General features: G+C 51.6%; 13 protein-coding genes and 1 riboswitch. Of the genes, 1 reads left to right on the top strand and 12 read right to left on the bottom strand.

The window, feature by feature from the left end:
* Window positions 1–14: 14 nt before the first annotated feature.
* The 11 genes from NNL21_RS12090 to NNL21_RS12040 form a co-directional block, all read right to left on the bottom strand.
* Window positions 15–1,520: a sugar ABC transporter ATP-binding protein gene (locus NNL21_RS12090; protein ID WP_204819235.1), complete on the bottom strand. Its 1,506-nt coding sequence runs from the start codon at window positions 1,518–1,520 to the stop codon at window positions 15–17.
* Between the two features lie 1,301 nt (window positions 1,521–2,821).
* Window positions 2,822–4,489: a response regulator transcription factor gene (locus NNL21_RS12085; RefSeq protein ID WP_256555185.1), complete on the bottom strand. Its 1,668-nt coding sequence runs from the start codon at window positions 4,487–4,489 to the stop codon at window positions 2,822–2,824.
* Window positions 4,476–6,317, bottom strand: coding sequence for a sensor histidine kinase (locus tag NNL21_RS12080; RefSeq protein ID WP_204819234.1), 1,842 nt, complete (start codon window positions 6,315–6,317; stop codon window positions 4,476–4,478). Before NNL21_RS12080 ends, NNL21_RS12085 begins: the two co-directional genes overlap by 14 nt.
* The gene (locus NNL21_RS12075; protein WP_256555184.1) at window positions 6,307–7,338 is read right to left on the bottom strand and encodes an autoinducer 2 ABC transporter substrate-binding protein; all 1,032 of its coding nucleotides are present in this window, start codon (window positions 7,336–7,338) and stop codon (window positions 6,307–6,309) included. Before NNL21_RS12075 ends, NNL21_RS12080 begins: the two co-directional genes overlap by 11 nt.
* A 226-nt stretch (window positions 7,339–7,564) precedes the next feature.
* A complete protein-coding gene (locus NNL21_RS12070) occupies window positions 7,565–7,948 on the bottom strand; it encodes a VOC family protein (RefSeq protein ID WP_204819233.1) in 384 nt (127 codons plus the stop codon).
* 31 nt (window positions 7,949–7,979) lie between these two features.
* On the bottom strand, window positions 7,980–9,599 hold the full coding sequence (locus tag NNL21_RS12065) for a glycoside hydrolase family protein (RefSeq protein ID WP_204819232.1): 1,620 nt from the start codon (window positions 9,597–9,599) through the stop codon (window positions 7,980–7,982).
* Between the two features lie 182 nt (window positions 9,600–9,781).
* A complete protein-coding gene (locus tag NNL21_RS12060; RefSeq protein WP_204819231.1) occupies window positions 9,782–10,246 on the bottom strand; it encodes a C40 family peptidase in 465 nt (154 codons plus the stop codon).
* A 4-nt stretch (window positions 10,247–10,250) separates the two neighbouring features.
* Window positions 10,251–10,386, bottom strand: a riboswitch (cyclic di-AMP (ydaO/yuaA leader).
* A 72-nt stretch (window positions 10,387–10,458) separates the two neighbouring features.
* Entirely contained in the window at window positions 10,459–10,869 is a 411-nt protein-coding gene (locus NNL21_RS12055) for a disulfide oxidoreductase (protein ID WP_204819230.1), read from the bottom strand.
* A gap of 25 nt (window positions 10,870–10,894) precedes the next feature.
* Window positions 10,895–11,617: a DsbA family protein gene (locus NNL21_RS12050; protein WP_204819229.1), complete on the bottom strand. Its 723-nt coding sequence runs from the start codon at window positions 11,615–11,617 to the stop codon at window positions 10,895–10,897.
* A gap of 71 nt (window positions 11,618–11,688) precedes the next feature.
* The gene (locus NNL21_RS12045) at window positions 11,689–12,057 is read right to left on the bottom strand and encodes an ArsR/SmtB family transcription factor (RefSeq protein WP_204819228.1); all 369 of its coding nucleotides are present in this window, start codon (window positions 12,055–12,057) and stop codon (window positions 11,689–11,691) included.
* 75 nt (window positions 12,058–12,132) lie between these two features.
* Window positions 12,133–13,380, bottom strand: a complete 1,248-nt coding sequence (locus NNL21_RS12040; RefSeq protein WP_256555183.1) for a D-alanyl-D-alanine carboxypeptidase family protein — start codon at window positions 13,378–13,380, stop codon at window positions 12,133–12,135.
* 222 nt (window positions 13,381–13,602) lie between these two features.
* Between NNL21_RS12040 and NNL21_RS12035 the strand changes: the two genes are divergently transcribed.
* Window positions 13,603–15,813, top strand: coding sequence for a heavy metal translocating P-type ATPase (locus NNL21_RS12035; RefSeq protein WP_204819227.1), 2,211 nt, complete (start codon window positions 13,603–13,605; stop codon window positions 15,811–15,813).
* Window positions 15,814–15,922: 109 nt separating this feature from the next.
* On the opposite strand, the gene NNL21_RS12030 is transcribed toward NNL21_RS12035, so the two are convergent.
* Window positions 15,923–16,630: a tyrosine-protein phosphatase gene (locus tag NNL21_RS12030; RefSeq protein ID WP_204819226.1), complete on the bottom strand. Its 708-nt coding sequence runs from the start codon at window positions 16,628–16,630 to the stop codon at window positions 15,923–15,925.
* Between the last annotated feature and the right edge of the window lie 198 nt (window positions 16,631–16,828).

The raw sequence follows: 16,828 nt of genomic DNA, 5'->3' as shown, positions 1-16,828 counted from the left end.
CCTTCTAACCTTGTTTAATCTACAGGCGCTTCATCGGCCATGGATGCCTTGAGAATCGCTTCCTGTGTAATCGATTTGCGATCCAGGAATGCCGTTATCCGGCCTTCCCGCATGACGGCGACCCGGTCGCACATGCCGATGATCTCCGGCATTTCGGACGATACCATGATGATGCCGTAGCCTTGATTGGCCAGATCGCTAATAATCTCGTAAATCGCCGATTTCGCGCCGACATCGACGCCTTTCGTCGGCTCGTCGAGAATAATGACATCGAGGTCGGCCGTGAGCAGCTTCGCGAATACGACCTTCTGCTGGTTGCCACCAGATAATGAGCTTGCCAGATCAAAGATCGATTTCGCTTTGACGCCGACCTTCTCTGCCAGCCGCTTCGCAATTTCAGCTTCCTTGGCGGTGTTGATGCTCCCTTTGCGCGCGATCTTCTCGAGCGCGGGCAGCGTAATGTTGCGTCCTATGCCCCATTCCAGCACGAGCCCCTGCTTCTGACGATCCTCCGGCAAATAGCCGATGCCATAATTCATGGCGTCCAGCGGCTTCTTGATGCGGGCTTCTTTGCCTTTGAAATAGATTGTTCCCCGATCATACGGCTCGATGCCGAATAAGGTCTGGCATACCTCCGTCCTTCCGGCACCGACCAGCCCGGTCAAGCCTAGAATTTCGCCTCGGCGCAGAGAGAAGGAGATGTCCGCAAAGTACCCTGTCTTGCCAAGGCCTTCTACTCGCAGCAGCTCTTCCCCGATCTCGGCGTCCGTCTTCGGAAACAGCTGCGTAATATCGCGTCCAACCATCGCAACGATCAAATCGTGGTTCGAGATGGCATCCACATCCCAGGTACCGATATATTTGGAGTCGCGCAGCACGGTCACCTTGGTGGCGAGCCGGTACATGTCCTCGAATCGGTGCGAGATAAAAATAATCGATGCCCCTCTGTCCCGGAGACGCTCCGCTATCCGGTAGAGCTCTTCGCTCTCGCGGCGTGTCAGCGCGGCAGTCGGCTCGTCCATGATGATGATTTTCGCATCTACCGAAAGCGCCTTCGCAATTTCGACAATCTGCTGCTCGGCTACACTGAGCGCGCCCATTTGTGTCTTCGGACTGAAGCTTGCACCCAGCTCCTTCAGGAGTTGTTCGGCTTCCTTGTGCATCTCTTTCCAAAGAATGCGCTTCGTGCCTTTTTGAAGTTTCTCATGGCCCATAAATATATTTTCGGTTACGTTCAAGTCGGGATAGTTTGTGACATGCTGATAAATCGCCGCAATGCCTCTCCGCTTCGAATCATTCGGGGTTTTGAATTCCACCCGCTCGCCGTTCATAATCATTTCGCCCTCATCCGCTGGATGAACGCCTGTAATGACCTTAATAAAGGTTGATTTGCCTGCACCGTTCTCACCCATGAGCGCATGAATCTCGCCCGGCTTCAATTTGAAGTAGACATTATCCAGCGCTTTGACCCCCGGGAAGGTCTTCGTAATCCCATTCAGTTCCAGTACATATTCGGCCATCGCCGGTTCCCTCCGTCTCCTTTGGTTTGTTTTGCGGCTGTGCCGTTCTCTTCTTCTAGATTACTCATTATTGAGATTCCCATGAAGGAGACAATCGTGACATGAGGGGGGTGATTATTTGCCTTTTCTCGAATATCCGCCTGCGAGGGTTTATCTCGCACAAGCTAAAAAGCCTTCTCCCGACCGAAGTGAGGTCAGAGAAGGCTTGGCGCAGTACCATATGGCTGGCTTAGAATCGTCAGGTAGTTACATCGGATGAAGCGTAATCCCGTGAGTAATGACCTGACACAGACCGTAGCATTCCTGGTCCAACGGGATTTGGATCGCGCCTACTTTTCCAGCGGCCATTCGTTATCAATAATCGTATACATGGGCGGGAGTATGATACCCCGCTATATGACCTTAGCTGGGAAGATTCATTGGAGTAGCGGCTGGGGTCTCCATGTTCGTGCTGTAAGACCGGAAAACGGTCTTACAGCCTTCTTCGCCCGGGGCTCTCCGAGCTGTAACGCCACTTTCCGGCGTTACAGCATCGAATCAGCTGCTGCTGACCTCGCTTTCGACGCTGTAAGACCGGAAAACGGTCTTACAGCCTTCTGCGCCCGGGGCCATCCGCGCTGTAACGCCACTTTCCGGCGTTACAGCATCGAATCAGCTGCTGCTGACCTCGCTTTCGACGTTGTAAGACCGGAAAACGGTCTTACAGCCTTCTGCGCCCGGGGCCTTCCGTGCTGTAACGCCACTTTCTGGCGTTACAGCCGTGAATCAGCTGCTGCTGACCTCACTTTCGAAGCTGTAAGTCCGGAAAACGGTCTTACAGCCTCCTTCGCCCGGGGCTCTCCGAGCTGTAACGCCACTTTCCGGCGTTACAGCCGTGAATCAGCTGCTGCTGACCTCGCTTTCGACGCTGTAAGACCGGAAAACGGTCTTACAGCCTCCTTCGCCCGGGGCTCTCCGAGCTGTAACGCCACTTTCCGGCGTTACAGCATCGAATCAGCTGCTGCTGACCTCGCTTTCGACGTTGTAAGACCGGAAAACGGTCTTACAGCCTTCTGCGCCCGGGGCCTTCCGTGCTGTAACGCCACTTTCTGGCGTTACAGCCGTGAATCAGCTGCTGCTGACCTCACTTTCGAAGCTGTAAGTCCGGAAAACGGTCTTACAGCCTTCTGCGCCCTGGCCCCGTCGCGCTGTAACGCCGCTTTTCGGCGTTACAGCGCGTGGCCATGTAAACGCCGCCTAACGCCCGGCCAGCATGCTAAGGACTTACCAGAGCGTCCAAGTCCAAGCCTCGCTCCTGCACACTATGGCGTACGGACCCCGTTCGTTTCCGCGTGTTCGCGGAATTTCGAAGGCGTCTCGCCAAAATGCTGCTTAAACAGCCGGCTGAAATACTTGACGTCCACGTAGCCGATCTGCTGGCAAATATCCTGCAGCTTCATGCCCGGGAAGGCAAGCAATAGCTCTTTTGCTTTCTCCATCCGCAAGCTCGTAATGTAATCGAGGATGGTATCTCCCGTTTGCGTTTTAAAGTACCGGCAAAAATAAGACGGATTCATATGCACCTGATCGGCGATTGACTTGATGCTAATGTCGCCAGCCAAATGCTCGGCAATCCAAGCTTTCGCCTGCTCGACTGGCTTGATGCTGCCGCTTTGGCGGGCTTGGCGGATTTGATGGATAATGACATTCATCAGACGATCGACCTCTACCTTCAGCTCATGCAGATTCGCCGCTCGATTGAGTACCTGAAACGCCTGCTCCAGCTTATTGGCGCTACCGCCCGCATCCTCATGCTCCAAGCCTGCGGAATGGATGAGCATGAATACGTTCTGCACCGCGCGCTTGATGGAGGTTGGCGATTCGACCGCCTTCAATTTCTCGAAAAATTGCTTCGAAATCTGTGCGGCTTCCTCTGCATTAGCCTGTTCAACCGAGACTCGCAACCGGTGGGCGAACCGCGCAAGATCCGCATCCATCCGCCCGCCTGCCCATGCATCCGGATGGGCGTGGAAGGACTGGTTGCTGCCATCCAGCAGCCGGTAATTCATAAGCGACAGGGCTTGCTGCTTCGCTTCCGGAAGCAGATAGAGGTCCTCGATCGTGTCCCCATAGGCTACGGATACGGTGAAAGGCGTATGGGAGCGGATCGCGGATCGAAGCTCCTTGGACAGCTCTGCAGCCACCTCCTCAAGAGTCCGTTCATGTTCACGCACGGGGCGATGGAGCAGCACCCAGAAATCGGAGTCTCCTCCTTTCCAATACCAGCTTTCACTATCGCTGGTGGCGGCTTGTCCCGTCGTCACTTCCCCGATAATATTGTCCAGAGCGTAGCTGTACGCCCCCCAGTCCTTCGACGAATAGCTTCGCGTCTTCACGGGAACGGGATCGAGGCTTATATAGAGCAGCAAGTAATCACCTTTCGGAAACTCATCGACCCAATACCCCAGCCGCGTCATATCAAGGCCTGCCGAGGTGACGTAGCTCAGCATCTGGGTTTGACGCGTTTCGATCAACTTGTTTTCCTTCTTCTTCATCTCACCCCACTGGTGGCGATACAGCCGGTTCTGACGAATGATGGTTTGAATGTTGGCCATTCGGGCGCGGAACTGATCCCGGTCGATCGGCTTGAGCAAATAATCGACGGCTCCCTCGCGAATCGCTGCCTGAACGTATTCGAAATCATCATAACCGCTGATCAGAACCGGATAGAACGCATACAATTGCCTGGCTTCTTTGATCAGCGTCAGCCCGTCCATAACGGGCATCTTCACATCTGTAATGAGCAGGTCGATCGCTCCGTTGATTTGATGCAAATAATCTAATGCCGCTTTACCGTCCGCATGGCTGGCTACAATCTCAAAGCTGCCTTCGCAGGTGCCGAGCAGCCGCTCAATACCGCCGCGAATACGCGCTTCGTCGTCTACAATCAACGTTCGGATGGCCTCCATGCTATCATCAAGTCCCTTCATCTTTGGTCTGTTCCAATCTCATCTTCTCGTTAAGGTCAATCATTGATATTCTCACGGTCACTTCCGTTCCCTTGCCTTCAATACTATGCAGCTGGATACCGTAATCTGCCCCAAGCATCATAGCGATGCGATCATTGACGTTGCTCAGTCCGAATTCGGAATCTTTGCCTGCGAGCGTCCCTGACCGCAGCGATTGCTCCAATTCTCCAAGACGCTCCGCGGCAATTCCCGGCCCGTTATCCCGAATACGCAGCACGATATCCGACTCGCCGGAGCGCGCGCTGAATTCCTTGCTGATCATAATTTCGATATGAAGCGCCTGACGCGATTCCATCCCGTATTTAATCGAATTCTCGACGATTGGCTGCAGAATAAACTTCGGCGTATACAAATCCCCGGTTTCCGTGCGCCGGTCAATATCAAAGGTAAGCCGGTCCTCGAACCGGAACTTCTGGATCATCAGGTAATCCGTCACATGCTGCAGCTCCTCCTCGATCCGCACGATTCGAAATTTATTGCTTACGGAAAACCGCAGCATCCGGCCAAGCTGGGTCACCATCTGAACCACCGTATCCGTCTCCCCGTTCTCAACGGCCATATTAATGGTCTCCAGCGTGTTGTACATAAAGTGCGGATTGATTTGCGACTGAAGCGCATAGAGCTCGGCTTCCTTCTGCCGAATCTTAATATCGTAATTCTTCTCAATGAGCTCGCGGATGGTAGCGATCATAGAATTAAAGCTCCGTGCCAGCATGCCCACCTCGTCCGTGCTCTGTATTTTGAGGTTGACCTGGAACTTGCCCATCTCGACCTCTTTCATTAATTGGGACAGCTTCTTAATGGGACGCGTGACGCGCAGCGCGAATAGCACGGAGAAAATAGATGTCACGACCACCATCACGATAAATACGACGATCGTAACCTGCTTGGCCAGATCTGTACGCTCCGTCAAATACTTCAAGGGTATGCTGTGCGCGATCACACCGCCGAAGCTTGACGATTCGGTAACACTAACCAGCCGCGAATCTCCGCTGCCTTCCGCTAGGAAGCTCCCGTTCAGGATTGGATACCGCTTGATATCCGGATCAATCGTTCCGATCTTATCACGATCCGTATGATAGATAATTTCACCCTGCCGGTTCATGACCCATAGATCCGCTTTCTCATTCTTCTCGAAATCACGCAGGATGCTGTCGATGAACGTTAACTGAACCGCTATAAACATGGTGCCCAAATTCTTGCGATTATCGAAGTCGTTCATTTGTTTCGTGATCAGAATATAAGGAATATCGCCTTCGAATTTCAAATGGGTTTCGCTCGGCAGAATGATCTTCGCCTTGCCTCTCAAGTCGAGATCCTGTCCGTACGGGTTAGCGTTCTTCACCCAATCCAAGCCGGTAAACTCCATTCTTGAGCTGTAGAACAATCGGTTTTTGGAGAGCACAAACACACCCAAGACATCGGAATTCGAGCCGTTCAAGTAAGTCCGGGTCAAATAATTGCTGAGCGTATATTGATCGAAATTCAAGTCGGATTGAGACTGATAGGAATCCCGCCTTAACACAGCAACAGCGCTATCCGAATTAAGCAGCAGCTCCGGAAGCGCCATAAATTCTTCAATATGCTTCTCGATATTCGCATTCGCCTGCTGCAGGAATCGAGGCATATACTCGCCGATTTGCTCCTGTATCGACCGGTTATATTGGACGAACGAGATATACCCGAGAAGCATCATCGGAATGACAGTGAGTATAATATAGGTAATAATCAGCTTGGTGCTTAGTCGGTAATTTCGAAAGCGATAGCGTTCCGGCACCTTAAAAATCATACTGATCCACGTTCTCCGCCATAAAATCAAGAGGTTCACCCATGATGACAACATCCCCGTTCACTCTGATATTACCGACATTCTCAATCCGGTCGCCATCGACAGGCCGCTGACCCTCGAGTAGATTTTTGGCCAGTACAACTGTCAGATACCCGAGCTTCTTCGGGCTCCACAGCGTTGCGGTCTGAGCGGACCCATCCTTCAAATACTCACGCATTAAATTCGGCGTCGACAATCCGACTACCTTCACCTTCCCGCTCCTGCCCGCTTCCTTCACGGCTTGGGATGCTGCCGGCGGGCCTACGGACGAGTTTCCGATAATCCCCGTAATATCCGGATAGTTGTTCAATAGCCTCTGGGCGACTTCGTAAGCCTTCTGCGGGTCATCGTCAGTCGCTACAATTTCGACCAGCTTCATATCCGGATAAAATTGCTGCTGTTGGATCTTGATCCATTTGATCCACTCATTCAAATTAGATGCCGATTTCGCTCCGGTCATAATCGCGAACTCGCCCTTCTCCCCCATCGTCCATGCCAGCGTATCCAGAAGATGGCGCCCAAGCGTTTCCGGATCCACCATGTTGACGAAGAGCTCTCTTGCCTCCGGCAGGGTATCGGCGTCCCAGGTAATCACTTTAATCCCGTTCTCCCTCGCCCTCTTGAGCACCGGCAGCAGTGTTGCAGGATCATTCGCGGACACGGCGATCACATCCACCTTGCGTGCAATCAGGTCTTGAATCACCTTGGCTTGCTGAGCACCGTCTGCAATTAGCGGTCCTTCATAGACCACATTCACGCCCAGATCCTGCGCCGCTTCCATTGCACCGTCTTCAGCCACATTGAAATAAGGGATCTCCATCACCTTAGGAACGACCCCAATCGTATATTTACGCTGCTCCGCTGCCTCTGCAGGCGGCTTCTTCGGTTCCATCGTATAGATGATTTCATAGGGAGCCGATCGCGATTGGCAAGCGCTTACAAACAATAGAATGACCAAGACAGCCGTCAGCCTTCGAACCAAGTTCTCATCACCCGCTCTTTCGATAATGCTGCCTATTTCTTTAACTTTATTCCAAGAATCAGCCGCCAGGAAGGAGACAATCGTCAGGTCAAGGGAGACATTATTGACTTTATTTCACGGATAGATCCATATGCAGCCTGCCGTTGATTTAGATTGTCCAATAACGTTTCCAACTATGCCATTTTCTCGGGCACGAAGCTGAGGCAGGTACAGCAAAAAGCGCGGCTCAACGCCGCGCTGCATTTAATTCAATCACATTATGGTCCGGATCCAGCAGAAATATTTGGGCAAATCCAGTGATACTATCCGGGTTCGCCTTATGTTCGATGCCTTGCTCCCGCAGCCATTCAACCGTCTCGTTAAAGTCATCTACGCGTATGGCAAAATGGCCGTCCCTCGTATCGATGCCGCCTGCCCGCAGCGTTTCTCCTTCGTGCACGATCAGATGCAGCTGCTGGCCGGTCTCGCCGACGGCTAACCATTCGCCGGGAAAGTCGAAGGGAGGTCTTGGGATTTCACGTAATCCGAGCACTTCCTTGTAGAAGGATCTCGCCCGCTCCAAATCGGTTACGATTAAACTCACATGATGAATGCCTTCGTGTCTGATCATCTTAACGATTCACCTTCCTTTTCTTCTTCCATTATCCCTGCGCCACATCAGCAATATCATCAAAGTAACAAAGCCTGCGTCCAAAATTTGAAGCTGCTGCTACAGCATCCCCGCGCCACTGGAAGGAGAACGTATCCTCCCTGAACGTGTAGTGCTTCGTCTCGAGCTGCATATCGAATTGGATCTCAATACGATCGCCTTCCTCTAATCCATACAGGTACAGCCACCCCTCCGAGAAAATATTGAGGGCTTTCGCATTATTATGGACCGTTAGGGTCATATTGGCTTCGTTCATCCAATCCGAGAGCCGCAGTCGAATCGGATGCTTGCGTTTCACCAGAATTCCCATAACATCTTGATGGGTATATGGACTTGTGACCTCAATATCTTCGTCCTGATGGTCAAAATGAAGATTGATGCTGATCAATCCATGCCTCTTGATCACCTTATCCCGATAGGCCTCACATAGCCCCCCGACGCCGCCGCCGACGATGTCCCAATTGAAGGAGATGACGTAGTCCTTCTCATATTCATGCCCGTAAGGACAAGGAAAACCGAAGGCCCCTTTCGATCTAGAGGCAAGCTTGTGGCGGTAATCCTGATCCGGACAGTCCCACTCCGGAATGAAACAAGTATCCAGCAGCTGTGCGGGCAAGAAATGGGCTCTTAATATGCGCTCCGCCTGTTGAAAATAGTTGGCGTACCCGGCTTTCCCCAGAATCAGACAGGTTTCCATGATATCCGACGTATTATTGATTTCCCCCCAGTGATCTTTGCGATGATAGTTTTCAATGCACCAACCGAATTCCAATGCGATCTGCCGCAGCCCATTCTCCATGAATGCTGCAACTCTGTCCAGGATCGACCGATCCCCCAAAACCTCGCCTAATTGAGCTAAGGAGGAGATCATTGCCGTCGTGGAATGCGTATGCTCGCCAAAGATGCGAACATCGTAATCGCCCTGCTCGTTAATAACATGCTCGAAGGCATAATCCTTCAGACGGATAGCAAGCACTAGCGCATCCTCTAGTCCGCATGCCTTGTACAGCTTTACGAGGGGACCGATAAATCGCCCGAATGAAATAGGGAACGTACGCAGCTGTCCGCACGTAAACGTCGTGCTTCCCCCCGTGTCCTCATGAAACCGCGCTTCCTCCCATTCGCCGTTTGAAAAATTGAAATAGGCCGAAACCGTGTGAATAAAGCGCTTCGCAATATCGAGAGCCTGCTCATCGTTTCTATACTTGATTAGAGCGTACAGCGCGTGAGTCGCTTCCCGTAAATTATGCAAATCACTCGTAGGTATTGGCTGGGAGGTATCTACATCGACAAATTGCGGCATATTCATCGGATGACTGAAGGCTTTGTATGTACAGCATGCAAGCTCCTCGATGACGGTTTCATTTAAGGTTAGGCCAAGCACCTCTTCTGCATTCAATAGCGCATTCAGCCACCTGCCGGGCACATGCGAGATCGAGTAATTCGTAAAATGGGAATTACCCGGTTCCGGTCCGCTCATAATATTACCGAAATATGGGAGACGGTTATGCTGCGGATCAAACTGCTGCTGCATGGGATGACAGCCTTGTGCAATTGCCAGCGCAAGGTTAGTCGTGTTCACATTCACTTTATTCGGATATTTAATGGTCATCGAATCTCCCCCGATTGAAGTATCATATAATCCTTAGAAAGCGCCTTCAATAGCATTCTAGTCGCATTGCATCGCCACGTAAACAACTTTTATTTGGACGTGCCCCTTCATGAAAATAAATAGAAAAAGACCGGAGGGTCTCCGGTCTTCATTCGCTGTTATGAGTTGAATCCTCTTTCTTATTAACCTTTGACGATCGAGGAATACGTTTCGGAAGATATCACGCGCCGAGCCGTTACATAGCGGTCCTTGTAATAGGAATCGCTTAATTTACTGACGACAACACCCTTGCTGCTGGATGAATGAGCGAATTTCCCATCCCCCATATAAATTCCCGCATGGGAAATGCCATTGCCGCTCGTATTGAAGAATACGAGGTCACCCTCACGGAGCTCGTCCTTGCTCACTTCAGTACCCGTCTTCGCTTGCGTACTGGATGTTCTTGGCAGCTTCACCTTGAACTGATCGAAGATATAGATGATGAATCCCGAGCAGTCGAATCCCTTCTCTGTTGTTCCGCCCCACTTGTACGGCGTGCCGATAACCTCAGATACGGATTCATTCAATGGCGTTTGCCCTGCAAAGACACTTCCTCCCCCTGCAAATAACATGACCCCTGCTACTAATGATACTAAAGCTTTTTTCAAACTGACTTTCTCCCTTCGTTGCCTACGAGGTTAGCTGAGGGGTTCGGTTGAAGGTCCCTATTATCTTCCCATGGAAGATGAATTCACCCAGGTTGGGTCCCCCGTTTCTCCTGTGCTGGAGAATTAGGCTTCTATGTGTCATCCTGCTTACTCTAAATAGTCTAATTCGAGGATTTCCGTCTTTTTCCTCTTTATTTTTTATTAGAATCCTTTCATTTTTCGGATTTAGTCAGCAGCATGAGCACCGTAATGAGCGTGAAGGCGATTAACGCCAAGAACGGAATGGTAATAAAGCCGAGCCAATTAATATAGGCGGTGCTGCAGGGGACGCCTTGTGTACAGGGTTTAATTGCAGCAAATCCGGGCACCTTCTGCTCCAAATAATGAAACAGTGAGATGAGACCGCCGATCACGGATAACGGCAGCACATATTTCTTGATGCTAGTCTCGGTGTTATACGCTGCGATTCCCAGAATCAAAGCGAGCGGATACATCAGAATGCGCTGATACCAACATAATTCGCAAGGAATATATCCGCGTATTTCGCTAAAATACAGACTTCCGAGTGTTGCCGCTATGGCTACGATCCATGCCATATACAGCGTGTAGTCACGAAGTTTCATCCTGCGCCCCCGCTATTCATAATAGTTATTGACCTTCTTCGATGAGCTTGACGATGGCGTCATAATCAAAGGGATCGTCCAGCTTGACCTTGTTGATCATGATCGTCGGCGTTCCTGTAATTTTAAACTCCTCCACGAGCTTCTCATCGAGCTCTACTTGAGGCAGCGTCGCTTGGGAATCCATATCGGATTTCAGCTTATCGGCATCGATCGCCGGGCTGATGGTACCCGCAACCTCCAGCACCTTCTCCGGTGTAAGCCACAGATCGTCATGGTTGACCGCTGGCTGCGCCTTGAACAATGCTTCGTGGAATGGCCAGAACGCCTCAGGATTCTGTGCCCAGATGGACTCGCCTGCAATGGCGCCAAGCTTCGATTCTTCACCATGGAACAGTACATTAATATAGGAGAACTTCACTTTCCCCGTATCGATATAATCCTTCTTGAGCTTCGGATAAATTTGTTCTCCCCACGCTTTGCACGTCGGACATTTGTAATCGCCGAATTCAACGATATTAACCTTGGCTTCCTGGCTGCCTTCCACCGGTTGATTCGTAATATCAGGGGCTTTATCCAACGTTACAGGCTCCTTAGCTGCTTGGTTTAACACAACCATCAGCACGAATAATACAACTATTATCGCTGTAAAAATTATAAGATTTCTAGGGCCCTTCTTGACCGGCGGTCTCTTAGAAGAACCTTTCACGGCTTGTCCCTTCACTGCTTGTCCTTTCCTTGCTTCACCCATTCGTTACCTCTCCTTATTCGGACATATTACGAGCGCCACCCCCTTGATGAGGATGACGCTCCAGTCTTGATTTAGTCGTGCTTCAAATGCTGCAGGGTCTGAACAAAAATCTGCTCCACATGATCGTCGTCAAGGGAGTAGTAGACGGTCTTCCCAACTTTACGGCGCTTGACAATGCGCAGGTTTCGAAGAAACCGCAATTGATGGGAGACGGCAGACTGCCCCATCGCAAGAACGACCGTTAGATCATGTACGCAGAGCTCCGATTGGAGGAGCGCATGAATCATTTTGACCCGCGTCGGATCGCCCAGAGCTTTAAACAAATCTGCCAGCTCGGTTGCCGCCGCTTCGCCTATAAGCTTCTCCTGAACGGCTAGAACATCGGCCTCCGTTCCACTGCATGTATCGTCGCAAGCATCCTGTATCAATTTTTCAGTCATAGTGTCCCCGCTATCCCTCGCCTCTTATTTGAGAGCTATTATAACATAGAATGCGCAGTGAGCACGAAGCTGTTATTACCATTCTGGTGAACGATACTTCCGTTTCCGCCTATAACGAAGGCAGGCAATGAGCACAAGGAAGGCATTCATGATCAGCCAAGAGAAGAACACAAGAATAAGCCACAGGTTGATTTGCCTCTCGGTCTCTTCACTTATGGTCTTGCTGTTCTTCAAGGCGGGCTCATCCGCTGCTTCGGGTTCTATCACAGTCATCTTCCCCGCTACAGTGGAGCCCTTCGAGGTTTCGACCCATACATTGCCGCTCGGCTCAACCCGAATAACCGGCTGCTCCCCCTGGGGAATTACCGCCCATATTTCTTCGGAAGCAACATAAGAAGGGGCCTCCATCATAGCAGTCTGTGGGTAGGTCTGGCCGCTGTCGAACAGCTTCTGCAGTTGAAAGCCTTGAAAGCCGTAGTCCAGCAATTTACGCATATCTGCATAGATCCCATTATTTGTTGGCGCTTTCAAAATAACGCCGATCAGCTCCATCTCTCCCCGCTTGGCCGAGGCAACAAGCGTGAACCCGGCAGCGTTCGTATATCCGTTCTTGATTCCCGTTGCTCCTTCATAGCTTCCCAGCAGCTTATTGTGGTTAATAAGCTCTGATGTCCATTCCGCACCCGCCCAGGGCCGCTTCATGGTTCCGACAATCGTTCGAAATTGCTCATTCTTCATCGCGTATTGCGCAATATGCGCCATATCCAGTGCGGTCGTTACCTGCAGCGGGTCGGGGAGCCCGCTTGGATTCATAAAGAGGCTTTGCGTGGCGCCAGCTTTGTCTCGTACGAAGGTGTTCATGCGTTCTGCGAATTTCTCCTTGGTGCCGTCAATAAATTCAGCAATGGCCGTTGCAGCATCGTTCCCAGAGTTGACCAGCATGCCATAAATGAGATTCTCAAGCGTCTGCTGCTCACCCTCGGCCAGAAAGACCCGTGTGCCGTCTTCGTACCTGGCTTCCTTCGATACGGTAACGAGACTGTTCAAATCCGTGACGGCCTCCAGAGCGACAATTCCCGTCACGATCTTCGTAATACTTGCCGGATATAACGGCTTGTCGGCATTGAGCGCATACAATACCGCCCCGGTTTTTGCATCCATGAGAATCGCAGATTCAGCTTGAAGAACAGGCTCTGCTATGAGCTCTTCTTCCGCGCCCCCCTTGGATTCGCCTTCCGCGGCTGTTAGAGGCATCGTCCACAATTGGCTGCATGCAAGCACAACCACGAGGAACAAGCTCCTTAAATATTGAGGCGGCATCATCCTAATAGACCTCCTCGGACGAAATGGACTAAGGGAGTGAAACGAGCTCTTTGTTGGCTGATATTAACGTATCATAGGATGAACCATTTCATCAATACCAATACGGGCTGGATGATCGTCACCTTATCCGTTCAAACTAATAAAATGGGTTTGACAGCCAGTTGCATTTGAACTATCATATGATCAAGTATTCATATATAGGTTATGAAAGAGGGAATCCGCATGAACGAATACAGGGTGAAGGGACTATCCTGCGGAAACTGCACGCTGTCGTTGGAAGAGCAGATTAAAAAGCTCGAGCACGGCGGCAATGCCCAGCTCATCTATACGACCGGGAAGCTAAAGCTCGATTCGCGCGTGTCGCTGCAGGATGTTGAACGCATACTGAAGAAGGAGCATGCCTATATCGAGAAACCGCAGCCGGCACACAAACATGCACACATAGACGGGGGGCATGATCACTCCGGTCACGATCATGCAGGACATGATCATTCAGGTCACGATCACTCCGGTCACGATCATGCGGGTCACGATCATGCGGGTCACGATCACTCCGGCCATGATCATTCCCATAGTCACGGGCATGGCAATTCACTTATGATCAAGCTTCTTGCGCTTTCCGCTATCATCTATGTGGCCGTCATCTTGTCCGATGGCATTCTCGGCAGCAATGTCCAGATCGGACTTTATCTTGTCGCAACCGTTATAAGCGGCTACTCGACGTTTATGCGCGGACTTCGGAATTTGTTTGCCTTACGCTTCAACATTGATACCCTTATGACGATTGCCCTCATCGGTGCAATCGCCATCGGAGAATGGAAGGAAGCAACACTCGTCGCCATCTTATTCGGCTTGAATGAGCTTCTGGAAGGCTTGGGCATGGAGAAAGCAAGGCGTTCAATGGAGTCTCTTCTGAAGGCAGCGCCTAAGGAAGCCGTTAAAGTGGAGAACGGTCACGAAACGATCGTCCCGGTCGCATCACTGCTGGCAGGCGACATCGTCATCGTCAGGCCCGGCGAGAAGATCCCTTCCGATGGAACCGTATTGGAAGGAGCAAGCTCGGTCAACGAGGCCGCCATCACTGGTGAATCGCTGCCGGTGGATAAGGCTGCAGGAGCAATAGTATTCGGCGGAAGCCTGAATAACGAAGGCGTCCTTCGGGTGAGCATCGACAAAGCATACGAGGACTCCTCCCTTGCCAGAATCCTGCATCTGGTCGAAGAAGCACAGGAAACGAAGACACCGACCGAGCTCTTCATTAATAAATTCGCGCGATACTATACGCCTCTGATCATGATCATAGCTGCTCTGGTCATCATTGTTCCTCCCCTGCTCTTCGGCGGAGATTGGAGCGAGTGGCTCTATCAAGGATTAGCCGTACTCATCGTCGGCTGTCCTTGCGCATTGGTATTATCGTCTCCGATCGCAATCGTAGCCGGTATTACGCGGAATGCCCGCAATGGCATCTTGATAAAAGGCGGCGTATTCCTCGAGCAGCTAGGCAGAATCGATACACTCGCTTTTGACAAGACAGGAACATTAACCAAGGGACAGCCCCATGTAGAGAAGATCATCAGCTACGATGACGAACGCTTCATGATGGTAGCCGGTGCCATTGAGAAATCTTCAACCCATCCGCTTGCCCAAGCGGTCATGCGAGAGCTCGAGCGGCATAATATCCCGGCAGCGGAAGCAGCTGATATTGAAACGGTGCCCGGCAGCGGCATTCGAGCCCAAGTTGGAGGAGCACCGTATTGGCTGGGCAATGAGAATAGCGTCGCTCACCTTACCCTCCCCGCCGACGTTCAGGAGCAGATCGCGGCCTTGAAGGAACAAGGACTGACGCTCGTCTTGGTCGCAGACGAATGGCGCCTGCTCGGCATGTTCGGCATTGCCGACGAAATTCGGGAAGAGAGCAAAGCCGTTATCGCCGAGCTGCATCGCGCCGGCATGAAGCATACGGTTATGCTGACGGGCGACCATAAGAAGACGGCCGAGAAGGTCGCGGCCGCCATCGGCGTGACCGACTACTATAGCAATCTGCTCCCTGAAGACAAGGTGAACAAAATCAAGGAGCTTTCCCAGCGGGGCCAGGTCGCGATGATCGGCGACGGCATCAACGATGCGCCTGCTCTCGCCTCCGCCCAGCTCGGCATTGCGATGGGCAAAGGAACCGACAGCGCGATCGAGACCGCGGATATCGTGCTTATGCAGGATCATCTGGGCAAGCTCCCTGAAGCGGTATCCGTCGCCAAGCAGGTCAACCGCGTCATCCGTTTCAACATAGCGGTCTCACTTGGCTTGAAGCTGATCGCGCTGCTGCTGACAATCCCAGGATGGCTCACTCTGTGGATCGCCATCCTCTCCGACATGGGCGCGACGATCTTCGTCACGCTCGTCAGCCTCACGATTCTAATTAGCAAGCGTAAATAAAAATGAGCATTATCAAATAGAACAGCCCCCACTTGCATATCAGCAAGAGGGGGCTGTTTGTTTGTTTGTTTCTCGAAGAAGTTATTCTTAGAAGGATTGCGATCGCTGTCTATTCAACGACACGGTGTGAACGTTCCGTAATTTCCTGCACGCGCGCCGGTCCCGCCCATTCGCCTACAAGGCGTATACCTTCGGACAAATTCGGCTTGCGGACGATATTATGAGCGTCTGAGGCCAAGGTGTGGACCTCGTTCCGTTCAATGAGCTGGCGGCCGAACGCCTGGGCCTCTGCCCCGTTCGTGCCGAGCAGGCTGTCGACCGAAACCTGGGTCCAAGCGCCCTGAGCAATAAGGCGCGATAGCAGTTCAGGATCATCCCGGAAGAAAAAGTGCCGCTCCGGATGCGGAATAATTGGGGTCGTCCCTCGTTTCAGAAACCAATCCAACACTTCCTCGGTATCCGGACAGTATCTGTCCCATCTTTGTTCCAAGAGGACGAAGCTGTCGGCTGCATTCAAATAGAAGAAGCTCTCCTTCTGCAGATGGTCTTGAATAAAAGCGGCGCTTTCCAACCGAACCTCGTGGCCGGTGGATATCTTTACGGCGATCTCCTGCCGGTCCAGCTCCTGCTGCAGCAGCTCTACTTTCTCCTGCAGAAGGTCGCGCGGTGTTATGCAGCCCTCGAAAAAATGCGGCGTAGCCACAATCCGATGAGTCCCATGCTGTAGGGCGATTCTAGCCATCTCCAGCGATTCCTGCAAATCCTTCGCACCATCGTCTATGCCATCCAGAATATGGCAATGTATGTCGGTTAACATAAGACCTCAACCCTTTCATCGCAGCCGAACCCCTCCGTCCGATTGCTTATTTCCATCCGTATAATAACCCATATGCTACGCCCGCCTGGACCTAATTGTCAATATCCAGTAATAGAAGAAGCAGTTGGATCTCATGATCCAAGATCAATGACCGATGACCCATCCGAAAATAGCAAAAGCCGATGCATCCCTACTACA

Origin of the sequence: Paenibacillus mendelii, assembly GCF_024498075.1 — a bacterium.
Classification (GTDB): Bacteria; Bacillota; Bacilli; order Paenibacillales; family Paenibacillaceae; genus Paenibacillus_Z; species Paenibacillus_Z mendelii.
This window is presented reverse-complemented; position numbering and strand designations above follow the sequence as displayed.